At 66.3% G+C, this 15693-nt stretch carries 17 protein-coding genes; 15 read left to right on the top strand and 2 right to left on the bottom strand.

The window, feature by feature from the left end; all coding sequences use genetic code 11:
- Positions 1-9 precede the first annotated feature (9 nt).
- The 10 genes from CSC94_RS18380 (at position 10) to CSC94_RS18335 (ending at position 8439) form a co-directional block, all read left to right on the top strand.
- A complete protein-coding gene (locus CSC94_RS18380) occupies positions 10-843 on the top strand; it encodes an SDR family oxidoreductase (RefSeq protein ID WP_099307832.1) in 834 nt (277 codons plus the stop codon).
- A 54-nt stretch (positions 844-897) separates the two neighbouring features.
- A complete protein-coding gene (locus tag CSC94_RS18375; RefSeq protein ID WP_099307831.1) occupies positions 898-1092 on the top strand; it encodes a twin transmembrane helix small protein in 195 nt (64 codons plus the stop codon).
- A 24-nt stretch (positions 1093-1116) separates the two neighbouring features.
- Positions 1117-1698: a cob(I)yrinic acid a,c-diamide adenosyltransferase gene (locus CSC94_RS18370; protein WP_099307830.1), complete on the top strand. Its 582-nt coding sequence runs from the start codon at positions 1117-1119 to the stop codon at positions 1696-1698.
- A gap of 27 nt (positions 1699-1725) precedes the next feature.
- Positions 1726-2502, top strand: a complete 777-nt coding sequence (locus CSC94_RS18365; RefSeq protein ID WP_099307829.1) for a rhomboid family intramembrane serine protease — start codon at positions 1726-1728, stop codon at positions 2500-2502.
- Between the two features lie 200 nt (positions 2503-2702).
- A complete protein-coding gene (locus CSC94_RS18360) occupies positions 2703-3452 on the top strand; it encodes an electron transfer flavoprotein subunit beta/FixA family protein (protein WP_099307828.1) in 750 nt (249 codons plus the stop codon).
- Between the two features lie 26 nt (positions 3453-3478).
- On the top strand, positions 3479-4408 hold the full coding sequence (locus CSC94_RS18355; protein WP_099307827.1) for an electron transfer flavoprotein subunit alpha/FixB family protein: 930 nt from the start codon (positions 3479-3481) through the stop codon (positions 4406-4408).
- A 179-nt stretch (positions 4409-4587) separates the two neighbouring features.
- On the top strand, positions 4588-5466 hold the full coding sequence (locus CSC94_RS18350) for a 3-hydroxybutyryl-CoA dehydrogenase (RefSeq protein ID WP_099307826.1): 879 nt from the start codon (positions 4588-4590) through the stop codon (positions 5464-5466).
- A gap of 21 nt (positions 5467-5487) precedes the next feature.
- Complete coding sequence (locus tag CSC94_RS18345; protein WP_099307825.1) at positions 5488-5826, top strand: TfoX/Sxy family protein; 339 nt, start codon at positions 5488-5490, stop codon at positions 5824-5826.
- A 179-nt stretch (positions 5827-6005) separates the two neighbouring features.
- Entirely contained in the window at positions 6006-7256 is a 1251-nt protein-coding gene (locus CSC94_RS18340; RefSeq protein WP_099307824.1) for a saccharopine dehydrogenase family protein, read from the top strand.
- A 4-nt stretch (positions 7257-7260) separates the two neighbouring features.
- The gene (locus CSC94_RS18335; RefSeq protein ID WP_099307823.1) at positions 7261-8439 is read left to right on the top strand and encodes a carboxynorspermidine decarboxylase; all 1179 of its coding nucleotides are present in this window, start codon (positions 7261-7263) and stop codon (positions 8437-8439) included.
- A 2-nt stretch (positions 8440-8441) separates the two neighbouring features.
- Here the strand turns inward: CSC94_RS18335 and tlpA are convergent, their stop codons facing one another.
- Entirely contained in the window at positions 8442-9110 is a 669-nt protein-coding gene (tlpA, locus tag CSC94_RS18330; RefSeq protein ID WP_099307822.1) for a thiol:disulfide interchange protein TlpA, read from the bottom strand.
- A 32-nt stretch (positions 9111-9142) separates the two neighbouring features.
- Here tlpA and argH point away from each other — a divergent pair, with 32 nt between their 5' ends.
- The 5 genes from argH to CSC94_RS18305 all read left to right on the top strand — a co-directional run bounded on the left by argH (position 9143) and on the right by CSC94_RS18305 (position 15218).
- Positions 9143-10543 (top strand): argininosuccinate lyase, encoded by a 1401-nt coding sequence (argH, locus tag CSC94_RS18325; RefSeq protein ID WP_099307821.1) that lies wholly within the window; start codon positions 9143-9145, stop codon positions 10541-10543.
- A 74-nt stretch (positions 10544-10617) separates the two neighbouring features.
- Positions 10618-10830, top strand: a complete 213-nt coding sequence (locus tag CSC94_RS18320; protein WP_099307820.1) for a hypothetical protein — start codon at positions 10618-10620, stop codon at positions 10828-10830.
- 32 nt (positions 10831-10862) lie between these two features.
- Positions 10863-12128, top strand: coding sequence for a diaminopimelate decarboxylase (gene lysA, locus CSC94_RS18315; RefSeq protein WP_099307819.1), 1266 nt, complete (start codon positions 10863-10865; stop codon positions 12126-12128).
- 124 nt (positions 12129-12252) lie between these two features.
- Positions 12253-14850: a TIGR02302 family protein gene (locus tag CSC94_RS18310; RefSeq protein WP_099307818.1), complete on the top strand. Its 2598-nt coding sequence runs from the start codon at positions 12253-12255 to the stop codon at positions 14848-14850.
- Entirely contained in the window at positions 14847-15218 is a 372-nt protein-coding gene (locus CSC94_RS18305; RefSeq protein ID WP_099307817.1) for a glyoxalase superfamily protein, read from the top strand. Before CSC94_RS18310 ends, CSC94_RS18305 begins: the two co-directional genes overlap by 4 nt.
- Before the next feature lie 103 nt (positions 15219-15321).
- On the opposite strand, the gene CSC94_RS18300 is transcribed toward CSC94_RS18305, so the two are convergent.
- Positions 15322-15687: a response regulator gene (locus CSC94_RS18300; protein ID WP_099307816.1), complete on the bottom strand. Its 366-nt coding sequence runs from the start codon at positions 15685-15687 to the stop codon at positions 15322-15324.
- Positions 15688-15693: the final 6 nt, after the last annotated feature.

Below are 15693 nucleotides of genomic sequence, written 5' to 3'. Positions count from 1 at the left end.
GCCTCATCCATGCGGGAGTCCCGTTCGATCATCGTGACCGGCGCCTCGTCGGGCATCGGCGCCTATTGCGCCCGCGCCCTGAAGGCCGACGGCTGGCGCGTTTTCGCCACCGCGCGCAAGGCAGCCGACATCGCCGCGCTGGAAGCCGACGGCTTCGAGGCCTTTTTCCTCGACTACACGCAACCGGTTTCCATCGCCGCCCTGGCCGAAGCCGTGCTGGCACGGACGGGCGGCACGCTCGATGCCCTGTTCAACAACGGCGCCTATGCCCAGGCCGGCGCCGTCGAGGACCTGCCGGTCCAGGCCCTGCGCGACCAGTTCGAGGCCAATTTCTTCGGCTGGCACGACCTGACCTGCCGCATCGTTCCGGCGATGCGCGCCCAGGGCCATGGCCGGATCGTCAACTGCTCCTCCATTCTCGGGCTCGTCCCGGTGAAGTACCGGGGCGCCTATGCTGCCTCCAAGCATGCCCTGGAGGGGCTGACGCTCTGCCTGCGCGCGGAACTGGACGGCAGCGGCATCAGGGTGTCGCTGATCGAGCCGGGCCCGGTCGCCTCGAAGATCGCCTCCAATGGCCTGCCCTGGTTCCTCAGGTACATCGACATCGAGGCCTCGCATCACCGGGAGGCCTACCAGGCCCAGCTCGCCCGCCTGAAGGCCGGGGGCTCGGTCTCGCGCTGGAAACCGGGGCCGGAAGCGGTCTACCGCGTCCTGTCGCACGCGCTGAATAGCCGCCGGCCGAAACCGCACTATGTCATGACCTTGCCGGCCCGCGCCGGCGTACTCGCCAAGCGTTTCCTCCCGCCCGCGCTTGCCTACCGCATCACTGCCGGGCAAGGATGAAACCGAAAGACCAACACCGGTTCGCCGCCCGGCGCGCCTGAAGGAATATCGACAATGGCTACCGTATTCAAAATCCTGGCGATGGTCGTCATGGCCGCCGTGGTCTTCGTGCTGATCAGGGGGCTGATCAACATGATGAAGGCGGGCGATGCCAACACGTCCAACAAGCTGATGCAGGCCCGTGTCTTCCTGCAGTTCATCGCCATTCTGCTGATCGTGGGCGCCATCTACTTCGCGCGGCCGGGCTGATCGGCGGCACGAGGAGGGGAAAAGATGGTCAAGCTGAACAAGATCTACACGCGCACCGGCGACGACGGCACCACGGCGCTTGCCGCCGGCGGCCGGCGGCTGAAATTCGACCTGCGCGTGGAAGCCTACGGCACGGTTGACGAGGCCAATGCCTGCCTCGGCATGGCCCGCCTGCATACCGGCACCGCCCATCCGGAACTCGACGGGATGCTGTCGCGCATCCAGAACGACCTGTTCGACCTCGGCGCCGACCTGGCCACGCCGGACAGCGAGGAGGACCTGGGCTACGAACCGCTGCGCATCGTCCACCACCAGGTCGAACGGATCGAGCAGGACATCGACGCGCTCAACGCGCGGCTGCAGCCGCTGAAGTCCTTCGTCCTGCCGGGCGGCTCGCCGGCGGCCGCCAACCTGCACCTGGCGCGCACCGTCGCCCGGCGCGCCGAGCGGCTGATCGTGGAACTGGCCGAGAAGCCCGGCGAGCATGTCAATCCAGAGACGATCCGTTACATGAACCGGGTTTCCGACCTGCTCTTCGTCGCGGCCCGCGTGGTCAATGACAACGGCACGGCCGACGTGCTATGGATTCCGGGGGCGAACCGCTGACAGGGCGCAAGGGGAACGGCCGGTTCGATGTTCATTCCACTGCATGACGCAAACAGCCTCCGGTATATCAAGGCGCAATACGTCACCATCGCCATCATCGCCATCAACGTCGTGGTCTACCTGCTGACCGGCTTCAACGGCGAGCAGGCGCTGATCGCCGACGCGCTGGGCTTCGGCTACGTCCCGGCTGTCGTTCACGACATCAACGAGCTGTCGCCGGAACTCGTTCGCGTTCCCGAGCAGCTCACCTACGTGACCTACGCCTTCATGCATGGCGACCTCATGCACCTGGGCGGCAACATGCTCTTCCTCTGGGTCTTCGGCGACAATGTCGAGGATGCGCTCGGCCACGTGAAATACATCCTCTTCTATTTCGCCTGCGCCGCCGCAGGCGCCTGGCTGCACGGCTACATCGATCCGGCATCCGAAACGCCGCTCATCGGCGCGTCGGGCGCCGTGGCCGGCATCATCGCGGCCTACCTGCTGCTGCATCCCCGCGTGAAGGTCTGGGTGCTCGCCCTCGGCCGCATTCCGTTGCGCATCCCTGCCTTCATTCCCCTCGCCCTGTGGATCGGCCTTCAGCTGGTCATGTTCTTCGGCAACGGCGAGGACCAGGTGTCCTGGGCCGCCCATCTCGGCGGCATCGTCGCCGGCGCGGCGCTCGTCCTCGTCCTGCGCCGCCGCGGCGTGCCGCTCTTCGACAAGGCGATCGTGACGCCGAAGGCGGTCGCCACCGAACCGCCGCCCCTGCCCGCCGAGGCGGCCCCGCGCGAGCCGGCCGGCCGGCAATGGGGCCGGAACTGACCGGGCACCTTTTTGCACTGCATATAATTGACGCTAACGTCAGCAAGCGCTAAATCCGGCGCGACAAGAACAAGCGTGGGTCTGCGTTACCCCTAGGAAACGTCGATACCGAGCGGAAATAATGCGCAGCGGGACTAGCCTTGACCTTTCAAGGTCCGCTAGTTTCCGCCGACAAAATTCCAACGAGAGAGGTCAGGTGCATGAAAGTCCTGGTACCGGTCAAACGAGTCGTTGACTACAACGTGAAGATCCGCGTCAAGGCGGACGGCTCGGGCGTCGAACTTGCCAACGTGAAGATGTCGATGAACCCCTTCGACGAGATTGCCGTGGAAGAGGCGATCCGCCTGAAGGAAGCCGGTGTCGCGACCGAGATCGTGGCGGTCTCGATCGGCGAGCAGAAGTGCCAGGAGACGATCCGCACGGCGCTCGCGATGGGCGCCGACCGCGGCATCCTGGTCAAGACCGACGACGCCGTCGAGCCGCTGGCCGTTGCCAAGATCCTCAAGGGCATCGTCGACGAGGAGAAGCCGGAACTGGTCATCCTCGGCAAGCAGGCCATCGATGACGACGCCAACCAGACCGGCCAGATGCTGGCCGCGCTGCTCGGCTGGTCGCAGGGCACCTTCGCCTCCGAGGTCAAGATCGACGGCGGCAAGGCCACCGTGACCCGCGAGGTCGATGGCGGCCTGCAGACGATCGAGATCACCATGCCGGCCATCGTCACCACCGACCTGCGCCTCAACGAGCCGCGCTACGCTTCGCTGCCCAACATCATGAAGGCCAAGAAGAAGCCGCTCGACGAGAAGGCCCCGTCGGACTACGGCGTCGACACGGCCCCGCGTCTCAAGGTGCTCAAGACCGCCGAGCCGGAAGGCCGCAAGGCGGGCGTCAAGGTCGGTTCGGTCGCCGAGCTGGTCGACAAGCTGAAGAACGAAGCGGGCGTCCTCTAAGGGACCGGACGGAAAGGAAAACGACAATGGCCATTCTTCTCGTTGCCGATCACGACAACGCCTCGCTGTCCGACCAGAACGCCAAGGCGCTCTCCGCTGCCCTGAAGATGGGCGGCGACGTGGATATCCTCATTGCCGGCAAGGACGCCAAGGCGGCCGCCGACGCCGCCGCCAGGCTGTCCGGCGTTCGCAAGGTGCTGCTCGCCGAAGCCGGTGCGCTCGCCGAGCGCCTCGCCGAGCCGACCGCCGCCCAGGTCGTCGCGCTGGCCGATGGCTACGACGCCTTCGTCGCGCCGGCCACCACCATGGGCAAGAACGTCATGCCGCGCGTGGCTGCCCTGCTCGACGTCATGCAGATCTCCGAGATCATCGCCGTCGACAGCGCCGACACCTTCCAGCGTCCGATCTACGCCGGCAACGCCATCCAGACGGTGCAGTCCACCGACGCAAAGAAGGTGATCACCGTGCGCACGGCCTCCTTCCAGGCTGCCGGCCAGGACGGTTCCGCATCCGTGGAAACCGTTGACGCCGTCGCCGACCCGGCGCTTTCCAGCTTCGTCGAGAACAAGCTGTCGGAAAGCGACCGTCCGGAGCTGACCTCCGCCAAGATCATCATTTCCGGCGGCCGCGCACTCGGCTCGGAAGAGAAGTTCCAGGAAGTCATCCTCCCGGTCGCCGACAAGCTCGGCGCCGCCGTCGGTGCCTCGCGTGCCGCCGTCGACGCCGGCTATGCGCCGAACGACTGGCAGGTCGGCCAGACCGGCAAGGTCGTCGCGCCGGATCTCTACATCGCCTGCGGCATTTCCGGTGCCATCCAGCACCTCGCCGGCATGAAGGACAGCAAGGTCATCGTCGCCATCAACAAGGACGAGGAAGCCCCGATCTTCCAGGTCGCCGACTACGGCCTCGTCGCGGACCTCTTCGAGGCCCTGCCGGAACTCCAGAAAGCGCTCTGAGACCGGGACCTGAACCGATCGAAAGCCGGGGCGGCAGGACCGCCCCGGCTTTTTTGTTGGCACACCAAGCCAGATTGCTTGTTCCAACTGTGACAATCCTGCCGTAATGTGCGGCGCAATATGGGCTGCAATGCGCGCCCACCAGGGTTGAAACGACAGAAACGGACGGGCAGGCAATCATGACCGGGATCAGGACGATCGGCGTAATCGGGGCGGGGCAGATGGGAGCCGGCATCGCGCATGTCAGCGCGATGGCGGGCTACAACGTCCTGCTCAATGACATTTCGGAAGACCGCATCGAGCACGGCCTGGCCACCGTCAACGGCAACATGGCCCGCCAGGTCGCCTCCGACAAGATCAGCGAAGAAGATCGCAAGACGACGCTCTCGCGCATCAAGCCGGCCCCCAAGGTGGAAGACCTTGCCGCCTGCGACCTGGTGATCGAGGCGGCGACCGAGGACGAGACGATCAAGCGCAAGATCTTCGCGCAGCTCTGCCCGATCCTCAATCCGGAGGCCCTGCTGGCCACCAACACCTCGTCCATTTCCATCACCCGCCTGGCCGCCCAGACCGACCGGCCGGAACGCTTCATCGGCATCCACTTCATGAACCCGGTCCCGGTGATGAAACTGGTGGAAGTGGTGCGCGGCATCGCCACCGACGAGACCACCTTCGAGGCGACCAAGGAATTCGTCTCGCGCCTCGGCAAGTCGATCACCGTGGCCGAGGATTTCCCGGCCTTCATCGTCAACCGCATCCTGCTGCCGATGATCAACGAGGCGATCTACACGCTCTACGAGGGCGTCGGCTCTGTGGAAGCCATCGACACCGCCATGCGGCTCGGGGCCAACCACCCGATGGGTCCGCTGCAGCTCGCCGACTTCATCGGCCTCGACACCTGCCTGTCCATCATGCAGGTGCTCTACGACGGTCTGGCCGACAGCAAGTACCGGCCCTGCCCGCTGCTGGTGAAATATGTCGAGGCCGGCTGGCTCGGCCGCAAGGCGGGCCGCGGCTTCTACGATTATCGCGGCGACACCCCGGTACCGACCCGCTGAGCCGAAAGAAGAGGATCTTGCATGGCCTTTGACGAACAGACGGCCGGTCGTGTCAGGACCCTCCTGGCCAGCGAACCCCGGATCAGCGAGCGCCGCATGATGGGCGCCCTGGTCTTCATGTTGGGCGACCACATGGCCTGCGGCGTCAACGGCACGTCGCTCATGGTCCGTGTCGGCGCGACCGGCTATGCCGATGCCCTCGGCCGGCCCCATGCCCGCCCCATGGAAATGGGAAACGGCCGGGTCATGAACGGCTTTGTGCGCATCGACGCCGAGGGATTCAGCGACGACTCCGCGCTTCTGGCCTGGCTCGACGTCGCCAAGCTGTACATTTCCACCCTGCCCGAGAAGAAGCGCTGACCGGCACCGGTAAAAAGGCGCCGTGCCCTTCCCTCCCCGGGATTTGGTGGCTAGGTAGGTCCGCACTGAACCGGAGAAGACAAACCATCGCATCACGCCACTGATGATGGCGACAGGATCCGGCCTCCGGATCCGCCCCTCGACGGGTCACGATGTGAACTGAACGGGAGAACCGCCGGATGGGCAAACCCAACCTCGTGATCATCGGCGCCGGCGGCGTCGGCGACGTGGCCGCCAACAAGGCCGTGCAGTTCCGCAGGGAATTCGGCGACATCTACTGGGCCAGCCGGTCGCTGGAAAAACTGACCGCCAAGGCCAACGCCGTGCATGCCCGCTGGGCGGCGGCCAACGAGAACCGGCTCATCGAGCCCGTGCGGGTCAATGCCCGCGACGTGCGCGAGACCGTCGCCATGCTGCGCGAGACCGCGGCCGACATCGTCGTCAACGTGGCCTCCCCTTACTGCAATCCGGCCATCCTGGATGCCTGCCTGGAAACGGGCACGCAATACATCGATACCGCGCTGGCCGAGGACGAGCATGTCGAGAACATCCAGCCCAACTGGTATTCCTATCACGAGTGGCGCCGCCGGCCCGGCTTCGCGGAAAAGGGCCTCAACGCCCTTCTCGGCATGGGTTTCGACCCGGGCGTCGTGAACGTCTTCTGCGCCCATGCCCGCAAGCACCTGCTTGACGAGATCGACGCGATCGACATCATCGACGTCAACGGCGGCAGTCACGGCCGCTACTTCGCGACCAATTTCGATCCCGACGTGAACCTGCGCGAGATCAAGGAAGACGTCATCACCTGGGACGGCGGCGCGTGGCGCACCACGCCGCATCACGCCGAATGGATGGACGTCACCCTGCCCGAGGTGGGGTCGCACCGCGTCTATTCCATGGGCCATGACGAACTGCAGTCTCTGGCCGTCAATTTCCCGGACACGCCGCGCATCACCTTCTGGATGGGCTTCGGCGAGCACTACCTCAAGGTCTTCGAGGTGCTCGACAAGCTCGGCCTGACATCCTCGATCCCCGTCGAGGTGGACGGTGCCATGGTCACGCCAAACCGGCTGGTCAAGGCGTTGCTGCCCGATCCCGCCAGCCTGGCCAAGGACTATACGGGCAAGATCTGCATCGGCGTCGACATCCGTGGCCGCCGGAACGGCGAGGAGAAGCGCTTCTTCATCTGGTCGATCTGCGACCACGCGGACAATTTCCGCGAGGTCGGCGCCCAGTCAATTTCCTATTCCACCGGCGTTCCGGTGATCACCGCGGCACGGCTGCTGGCCAATGGCGCCTGGAACCCGGGAACCATGGTCAACATGGAGGAACTCGATCCCGACCCTTTCCTCGCCATGATGCCCGAGACCGGCATCGGCTGGCAGGTCCGGGAACTGCCGCTCGACGGCTCCTGGCCCTGGTCCGGCTGACGCCATGCAGCCGGGCTATTTCCACATGCTGGAGACGGCGGGCCTTCCGAGCCCCGCCTACGTGATCGACCGCGCCCGCATCGAGCACAATTGCCGCATCCTGCGCCGCATCGCCGACGAAGCCGGCGTCAGGGTGTTGCTGGCACTGAAGGCCTTCTCCACCTTTGCCGTGGCCGACATCATCGCCCGGTACCTGGACGGCACCGCCGCCAGCGGCCTTTACGAGGCCCGTCTCGGCAAGACGCGCTTCGGCGGCGAGATGCACGCCTTCGCGCCCGGGCTGAAGCCCGAAGAGATTGACGGGATATGCCGCTATGCCGATCACCTCATCTTCAATTCGCTGACGCAATACCGCCGCTTCGCGCCCCTGCTCAAAGGCCGGGACAGCCCGCAGCTCGGCCTGCGGCTGAACCCCCATCACCGCGAGGTGGCCAACCCGCTCTACGATCCCGCCGGACCGTGGTCGCGGCTCGGCATCGATGCCGCGGACCTGACGCCGGACGACATGGCGCCCTTCTCCGGCATCCATGTCCACGCCCTGTGCGACCATGGCCTGGATGCCTTCGCCCGCTACCTCGAAGCGGTCGAGACGCGTTTTGCCCACCTGTTTCCGGCCATCGGCTGGATCAACCTGGGCGGTGGCGTCCTTTTCACCGACGACGGCTTCCCGGTCGACGAGGCGATCGCGCTCCTGCGCGGCTTCCGCGAGCGCACCGGCCTCCAGGTCTACCTGGAACCAGGCACGGCCGTCGCCCTGCACGCGGGCGCCGTCGTGGCCGAAGTGCTGGATGTCGGCACCACGGGCGCTCCGGTGATCATCACCGATGCCTCCGCCACCTGCCACATGCCGGACGTGCTCGAAGCTCCGTTCACGCCGGATTGCCTCGGCGCCGCCACGCTGCCGCGCGACCTCGACCCGCGTGACGTCAACGACCCCGCCGTTGCCCGTGTCGGCGGTCCCACCTGCCTGGCCGGCGACACCATCGGCACCTACCGCTTCGATCGGCTGCCGGAGATCGGCGACCGCCTGGTCTTCCTCGATCTCGCCTATTACACCGGCGTCAAGGCCACCACCTTCAACGGCACGCCGCTTCCGGCTCTCGTCATCTGGGACAGCCGCACCGGTCAGGCCGACGTGGTGAAACGTTTCGGATACGAGGATTTCGAAGCCCGTCTGGGCTGATCCTACTGCGCGGGCGCGGCACCGCCCATCGCCGCCTCGATCAGGCCGATGGCATCGGCGCTGTCCCACTCGGCCGGACCGTTGATCTTGCCCAGCAGGCAGCCCTTCGGATCGACCAGCACGGTCGCCGGCAGGCCCAGCGCCAGGCTGCGCTTCTTGAACTCGTTGAAGATGCGCATCGAGGAATCGCTGTAGCGCCCGAGCGCCGAGACGCCCACCTCGTCGAGAAAGCGGTCGACCTTTTCCGGCTCGCCGGTGTCGATGTTGATCGCGACCACCTGGAACTCGTCGCCGCCAAGCTGCTGCTCCAGCCCGTTCAGCGCCGGCATCTCCTTGCGGCAGGGCACGCACCAGGTCGCCCACAGGTTGACGAGGATGGTCTTGCCCTTGAAATCGGCGAGCGTCATCGCCTTGCCGTCGCGCCCCTGAAAGGACAGGCCGGACAGGTTTTCCGGATCGGCCGAGGCGAAGGCAGCGACCTCGCCTGTCGCCGCGGCGTCGATGGCTGCGCGGCGCTCCGCGTTGACCGGGCAGTCGACGTCCGCCGTCTGCGTCCCGCCATTGCCAGACGGCGCCATTGTCACGTATACCGCGCCGGCGCCGGCAAGCACGGCGGCAACCGCCGCGCCGGCAATCCACTTGAAGGACAGGGACGTCTTTCCGTCAGCCATTGAAGAACCACTCCCGGGGTGTGAACAGGGCCATGAGCGACAACAAGACCAGCAACCAGATGTGGGGTGGACGCTTCGCCTCCGGCCCCGCCGCCATCATGGAAGCGATCAACGCGTCCATCGGCTTCGACCGGAAGCTCTATGCCCAGGACATCCGCGGATCGCTGGCCCACGCCGCCATGCTTCGTGAAACTGGCATAATTTCGGCGGACGACCATGACAAGATCGTTCACGGGCTGAACACGATCCTGTCAGAGATCGAGGACGGGAAATTCGAGTTTTCCACCCGCCTGGAAGACATCCACATGAATGTCGAGGCGCGCCTTGCCGACCTGGTCGGCCCGGCCGCCGGAAGGCTGCACACCGCCCGCTCCCGCAACGACCAGGTGGCCACCGACTTCCGCCTCTGGGTGAAGGAGGAACTGCAGCGCACGCATGCCGCGCTGAAGGGGCTCATCGAGGTGCTGCTCGCCAAGGCAGAGGCCCATGCGGCCACCGTCATGCCCGGCTTTACCCACCTTCAGACCGCCCAGCCGGTCACCTTCGGCCATCACTGCATGGCCTATGTCGAGATGTTCGCCCGCGACCGCTCGCGCGTTGCCGACGCCATCGAGCGTCTCGACGAATGCCCGCTCGGCGCCGCCGCGCTGGCCGGCACGGGCTATCCGATCGACCGCCACATGACCGCGAAGGCCCTCGGTTTCCGCGAACCGACGCGCAATTCCATGGACACCGTGTCCGACCGCGATTTCGCGCTGGAGTTTCTCTCCATCGCCGCCATCTGCGCCTCGCACCTGTCGCGCATGGCCGAGGAGATCGTGATCTGGTCGACGCCGCAGTTCGGCTTCGTGAAGCTTTCCGACAGCTTTTCGACCGGGTCGTCCATCATGCCGCAGAAGAAGAACCCGGATGCCGCGGAACTGATTCGCGCCAAGACAGGCCGCATCAACGGCGATCTGATCGCCCTGCTGACCGTGATGAAGGGCCTGCCGCTGGCCTATTCCAAGGACATGCAGGAAGACAAGGAAGCCGTCTTCGATGCCGCTGAGACGCTGGACCTGATGCTGGCAGCCATGACCGGCATGTTCGCCGAGATGGACGTCAATGTCGCCGCCATGAAGAAAGCCGCAGGCTCCGGCATGTCCACGGCCACCGACCTGGCCGACTGGCTGGTCCGCGAGGTCGGCCTGCCCTTCCGCGAGGCGCACCACGTCACCGGCCGCGCCGTCGCGCTGGCCGTGGAGCGCGGCTGCCCGCTGGAGCGCCTGCCTCTGGCCGACCTCCAGGCGATCAACCCGGCGATCACCGATGCCGTCTTCCCCGTGCTCCAGGTTGCCCAGTCGGTGAAGAGCCGCGCCTCCTATGGCGGCACGGCCCCGGCGCAGGTGAAAAAGCAGGTCCGCTACTGGAAAAAGCGACTCGCAAAGGGGTGAGGCGGGGTCGAACGCGGGTGCAAAAGACGCTGCGATCAGTTATAGGAAGTCCCGGATCACACAACGGAAGACCGATGACCGCGATCAGTAAATCCCTTTCGACCGGGCTCTGCCTCCTGATGATCGCGGCCGTGGCCGCCGGGTGCGGCCGCCGCAGTTCGCTGGAAACGCCCTACCAGGCATCGGTTCGCGAGGCCCGGGACGCGCGCAAGACCGGCGAGAAGGTGCCCGAGCCGCAGAAACCGGAAAAGAACAAGCCTTTCATTCTCGATCCGCTGATCGAGTGATCCATCTGTCTTGAGCGCCAGGATCGTCTGCCGTGAACCATTTCGAATATCGTGACGGCGTGCTCCACGCCGAGGATGTGCCGGTGCCGGAGATCGCCCGCGCCGTCGGCACGCCCTTCTACGTCTATTCCAGCGCCACGCTGAGACGGCATTACGAGGTTTTCGCCAAGGCCTTCGAAGGCCTCGACGCGATGATCTGCTATGCCATGAAGGCCAATTCCAACCAGGCCGTCCTGAAGACGCTGGCAGCCCTCGGCGCCGGCGCCGACGTGGTCTCCGAGGGCGAACTGCGGCGCGCGCTTGCCGCCGGCATTCCCGCCGGCCGGATCGTCTTCTCCGGCGTCGGCAAGACCGCCCGCGAGATCGATTTTGCCTTGCAGGCCGGCATCTGCTGCTTCAACGTCGAATCGGAACCGGAACTGGAACTGCTGTCGGCCCGCGCCGTGGCGCTCGGCCGGGAAGCGGCCGTCTCGCTGCGCATCAACCCGGACGTGGACGCCAGGACCCACCGCAAGATTTCCACCGGCAAGGCGGAGAACAAGTTCGGCATACCCTGGCAGCGCGCCCGCGCCGTCTATGCCGAGGCCGCCGGATTGCCCGGCATCCGTGTCGCCGGCATCGACATGCACATCGGCAGCCAGATCACCGAACTGCAGCCCTTCGACGACGCCTTCGCGCTCCTTACCGAACTCGTGCAGACCCTGCGCCAGGACGGCCACGAGATCGAGCACGTTGACCTCGGTGGCGGCCTTGGCATCCCCTACAAGGACGACAACAACCCGCCGCCGCTGCCCGAGCACTATGCCGAGGTCGTGCGCAAGCACGTCACGCAGCTGGGCCTCAAGGCCATCTTCGAGCCCGGGCGCCTGATTTCCGGCAATGCCGGGATCCTCGTGACGGAAGTGATCTACGTGAAGGAAGGCGACGCGAAGAATTTCGTCATCGTCGACGCCGGCATGAACGACCTGATCCGCCCGACGCTCTACGACGCCCATCACGAGATCTATCCGGTCGAGCAGAAGGCCGCGACCGCCTCGCGGATCTTCGCCGATATCGTCGGCCCGGTCTGCGAAACCGGCGACTACCTGGCCCAGGACCGCGAAATGCCGCGCGTCTCGGCCGGCGACCTGCTCTCGGTCGGTTCGGCCGGGGCCTACGGCGCCGTCCAGGCATCGACCTACAATTCCCGCCCGCTGGTGCCCGAGGTGCTGGTCAATGGCGACCGTTTCCATGTCATCCGGCCCCGCCCCGGCTACGACGACATGATCGGCCTCGATTCCCTGCCCGACTGGCTCTGAGCCGCCGCCGGCCGGAAAAGACGGCCGCTCACGTTTGCGTGGGGTGGCCTCGCCTTTGGCGCATTTTTCGCTATCCTTGTCCCTGGTCCCGGCCGATGATGGGCAGGGAAAGCGGAAGGACGCCATGCAGACCACGACCGGCCTCATGCAACGTTTGAAACGCACGCGGTTCATCGTGCGCCTCGTGATGATCGTCGAGCGCCTCTGGCCGCTCTGCCTGCCGCTGGTCATCGTCGCCGCGCTCTTCGCCGTCATCTCCTGGTTCGGCCTCTTCCGCCTCATGCCCGATGGCGTCCGCTATGCGACCGGCGCGGCGCTTGCCCTGGCCGCGCTTGCCTCCCTTTACCCGCTGACCCGCCTGCGCCTGCCGCGCTCGCAGGACGTCGACCACCGCATCGAGCGCGCCAACGCACTGCTGCACCGGCCGGTCACGGCACAGACCGACACGCTGGCCGCGCGCGCGCGCGATCCCTTCGCCGAGGCCCTGTGGCGCGAGCACCAGAAGCGCATCGCCGCCGGACTGGACCGGCTGGCGCCCGGCTCGCCCTCCACCGGCGTTCCGGCGCGTGATCCCTGGGCGCTGCGTGCCGTTCCGGCCCTCCTGCTTGCAGCCGCCTTTGCCTTTTCCTTCGGCCCGAACGGCGGCCGTCTCACCGACCTCCTGACCGCGCGCGGCGGCGCCCCGGCCATCCCGCCCCGTGTCGATGCATGGGTCACGCCGCCGGCCTACACCGGGCGGGCGCCCGTTTTCCTCACCGCCGATGCCAATCGCGGCGAATCCGGTTTCACCGTTCCGGAAGGCTCCAGGGCCATCGTGCGCGTCACCGGCGGCGAAGGCAGCGAGGACCTGTCGTTCCAGGCCGCCGGCGCCGAAGCCGCCCGGGTCATCGATCCGGAAGGCGCCTCGTCGTCCGCGCCCGCCGGCAGCACCGGAACGGCGGCCCGCCAGTTCTCGCTGACGCTCGAAGGCGACGGCCACCTCCGGCTGTCCATGGGTGACACGCCGATCAACGACTGGGCCTTCACCGTCATCCCCGACCAGCCGCCCGAAATCGCCCTGAAGGGAGATCCCAAGCGCGAACCCAACGGCACCTTCACGCTCGGCTACACGGTCAAGGACGACTACGGCGCCCAATCCGGCGAAACCCTGTTCGAACTGGCCGAGAAACAGGCGCCGAACGCCCATCCGCTCTATGAAGCACCTGAAATGCCGCTGACCATGCCGCGCGGCCGCCAGGCGGATGCCGAAACCACGACCATGATGGCCGAACACCCCTGGGCAGGCGCCAGGGCGCGCATGCGCCTCAAGGTGACGGACGCCGCCGGTCAGGAAGGCTACACGCAGCCGGTCGCGATCACCATGCCCGAGCGCGTTTTCACCAACCCGCTGGCCAGGGCGGTGATCGAGCAGAGACGCATGCTGGCACTGGATGCCAACCGCAAGCCAAGGGTGCTGCTGCTGCTCGATTCGGCCACGCTTCGCCCCGAGGACACGTTCTCAAACATGGCCCATTACCTGGGCCTTATGGCGCTGCGGACCCGGCTCAAGCTGGCCGACAGCGACGATGCCCTGCGCGAAACCGTCGATTACATGTGGGAACTGGCGGTCCAGATCGAGGACGGCGACCTGACCGACGCCGAACGCCGCCTCCGCGATGCCCAGCAGGCCCTGCGGGACGCGCTAGAAAACGGCGCCAGCGACGAGGAAATCGAGAAGCGGATCGCGGAATTGCGCGAGGCGCTGAACAATTTCCTGCGCGAATTCGCCGAGCGCGCGCAGCAGGATCCCAACATGGCGCAGCAGATGCCCCAGCAGGGCCAGGAACTCAGCCAGTCCGACCTGGAGCAGATGCTCAAGCAGATGGAGGACCTCGCCAAGTCCGGTCAGCGCGACAAGGCCGAGCAGCTTCTTTCCCAGCTTGAGAACATGATGCGCAACCTGCAGGCCGGCCGCCAGCAGAATGGCCAGCAGGGTCAGCAGGGCCAGATGCGCCAGCAGATGAACAAGCTCGGCGAACTGATGCGCCGCCAGCAGGAAATGATGAACGAGACGTTCCGCCTCGACCAGATGCAGCGCGGACAGCAGGAGGGCGAAGGCCGGCAACAGGGCCAGCGCGGGCAGCAGGGCCAGCGCGGACAGCAGGGGCAACAGGGCCAGCAGGACGGCCAGATGGGCCAGAACGGCCAGCAGCCGGGCCAGGGTCAGGGTGGCATGACGCCCGACGAACTGGCCGAGGCGCTTCGTGGCCTCCAGGAAGGCCAGGGACAGCTGCAGGGTGAACTGGGCCAGCTCATGGAGAGCCTGCGCGGCATGGGCATCGAGCCGGGCGAAGGCTTCGGCGAGGCGCAGGACCGCATGGGCCAGGCCGGCAAGGCGCTCGGCCAGGCCGATGGCGAATCGGCCGTCGGCCGCCAGGGCGAGGCGCTGGAAGCCCTTCGCCGCGGCGCCCAGGACATGATGAACCAGATGCAGCAGCAGGCGCAGCAGAACGGACAGGGCGGCTCCGAGCCCGGCGGCAACACGCGCGCCGACGACCGCGATCCGCTCGGCCGGCCGCGGGCGACTACCGGTCCGGATTTTGGCGATACCGTGAAGGTGCCCGACGAGATCGATGCGCAGCGCGCCCGCGAAATCCTCGAGGCCATTCGCAAGCGCCTGGGCGATGCGCTGTCGCCGCAACTGGAGAAGGAATATCTCGAGCGCCTGCTGGAGCAGCAGTGACGGCTCTCGGCACTCCGGTTCCCATCCTGCGAATCTTCGATGAGCAGAAGGCCCGCGAATTCTATTGCGGCTACCTGTCCTTCACGGTCGTTTTCGAGCACCGTTTCGAACCGGCGCTGCCCCTGTACCTGGAAATCCGGCGTGATGACGCCGTGCTCCATCTCTCCGAGCACCACGGCGACAGCTCGCCGGGCGCCAGGATTCGCATCGCCGTTCAGGATATCGAAGAATTCCATCGCGAACTGGCCGCGAAAGACGATCGCCATCTTCGACCGGCCATCATCGACCAGCCCTGGGGCATGCGCGAAATGACGCTGACGGACCCCTTCTCGAACCGGCTGACCTTTTTCCAGTCAGCCGGTAGCTAGAGCAATTCCAGCGAAAGTGGACACCGGGTCCCGTCCGGAAGCGCGTAGAAACAACGGGGAGCTTTGGAGCAATCCAGGGAATTGCGGAAACGCTCCAGGCCGCTCAGGCGGCCAGGGCGCCGGCAACGGCCGAGCGGATTTCCGACAGCGTGAACGGCTTGGGCACCACGTCGATGATGATCTCGGCCAGGTCGCCGGCCCGTTCGCGCTGTTCGGCATAGCCCGTCATCAGCAGGATCTTCAGTCCGGGAAAATCCCGGGCAGCCGTCCTGGCCATCTCGATGCCGTCCATCACCGGCATGCGGATGTCCGACAGCACGAGGTCAAAGCCACCCGATTCGCCGGTCAGGATGGACAGTCCGATCTCGCCGTCCTCGGCCGTTTCCACGCTGTGCCCGTCCACGCCGAGCGCACGCGCGGTGAAGGTGCGCACCGAATCGTCATCTTCGACAAGAAGTATCTTGGCCATGGTTGT

The organism is Zhengella mangrovi (assembly GCF_002727065.1).
GTDB lineage: Bacteria > Pseudomonadota > Alphaproteobacteria > Rhizobiales > Rhizobiaceae > Zhengella > Zhengella mangrovi.
The sequence above is the reverse complement of the archived record's forward strand: the minus strand, read 5'-3'. Positions and strand labels throughout refer to the sequence as shown.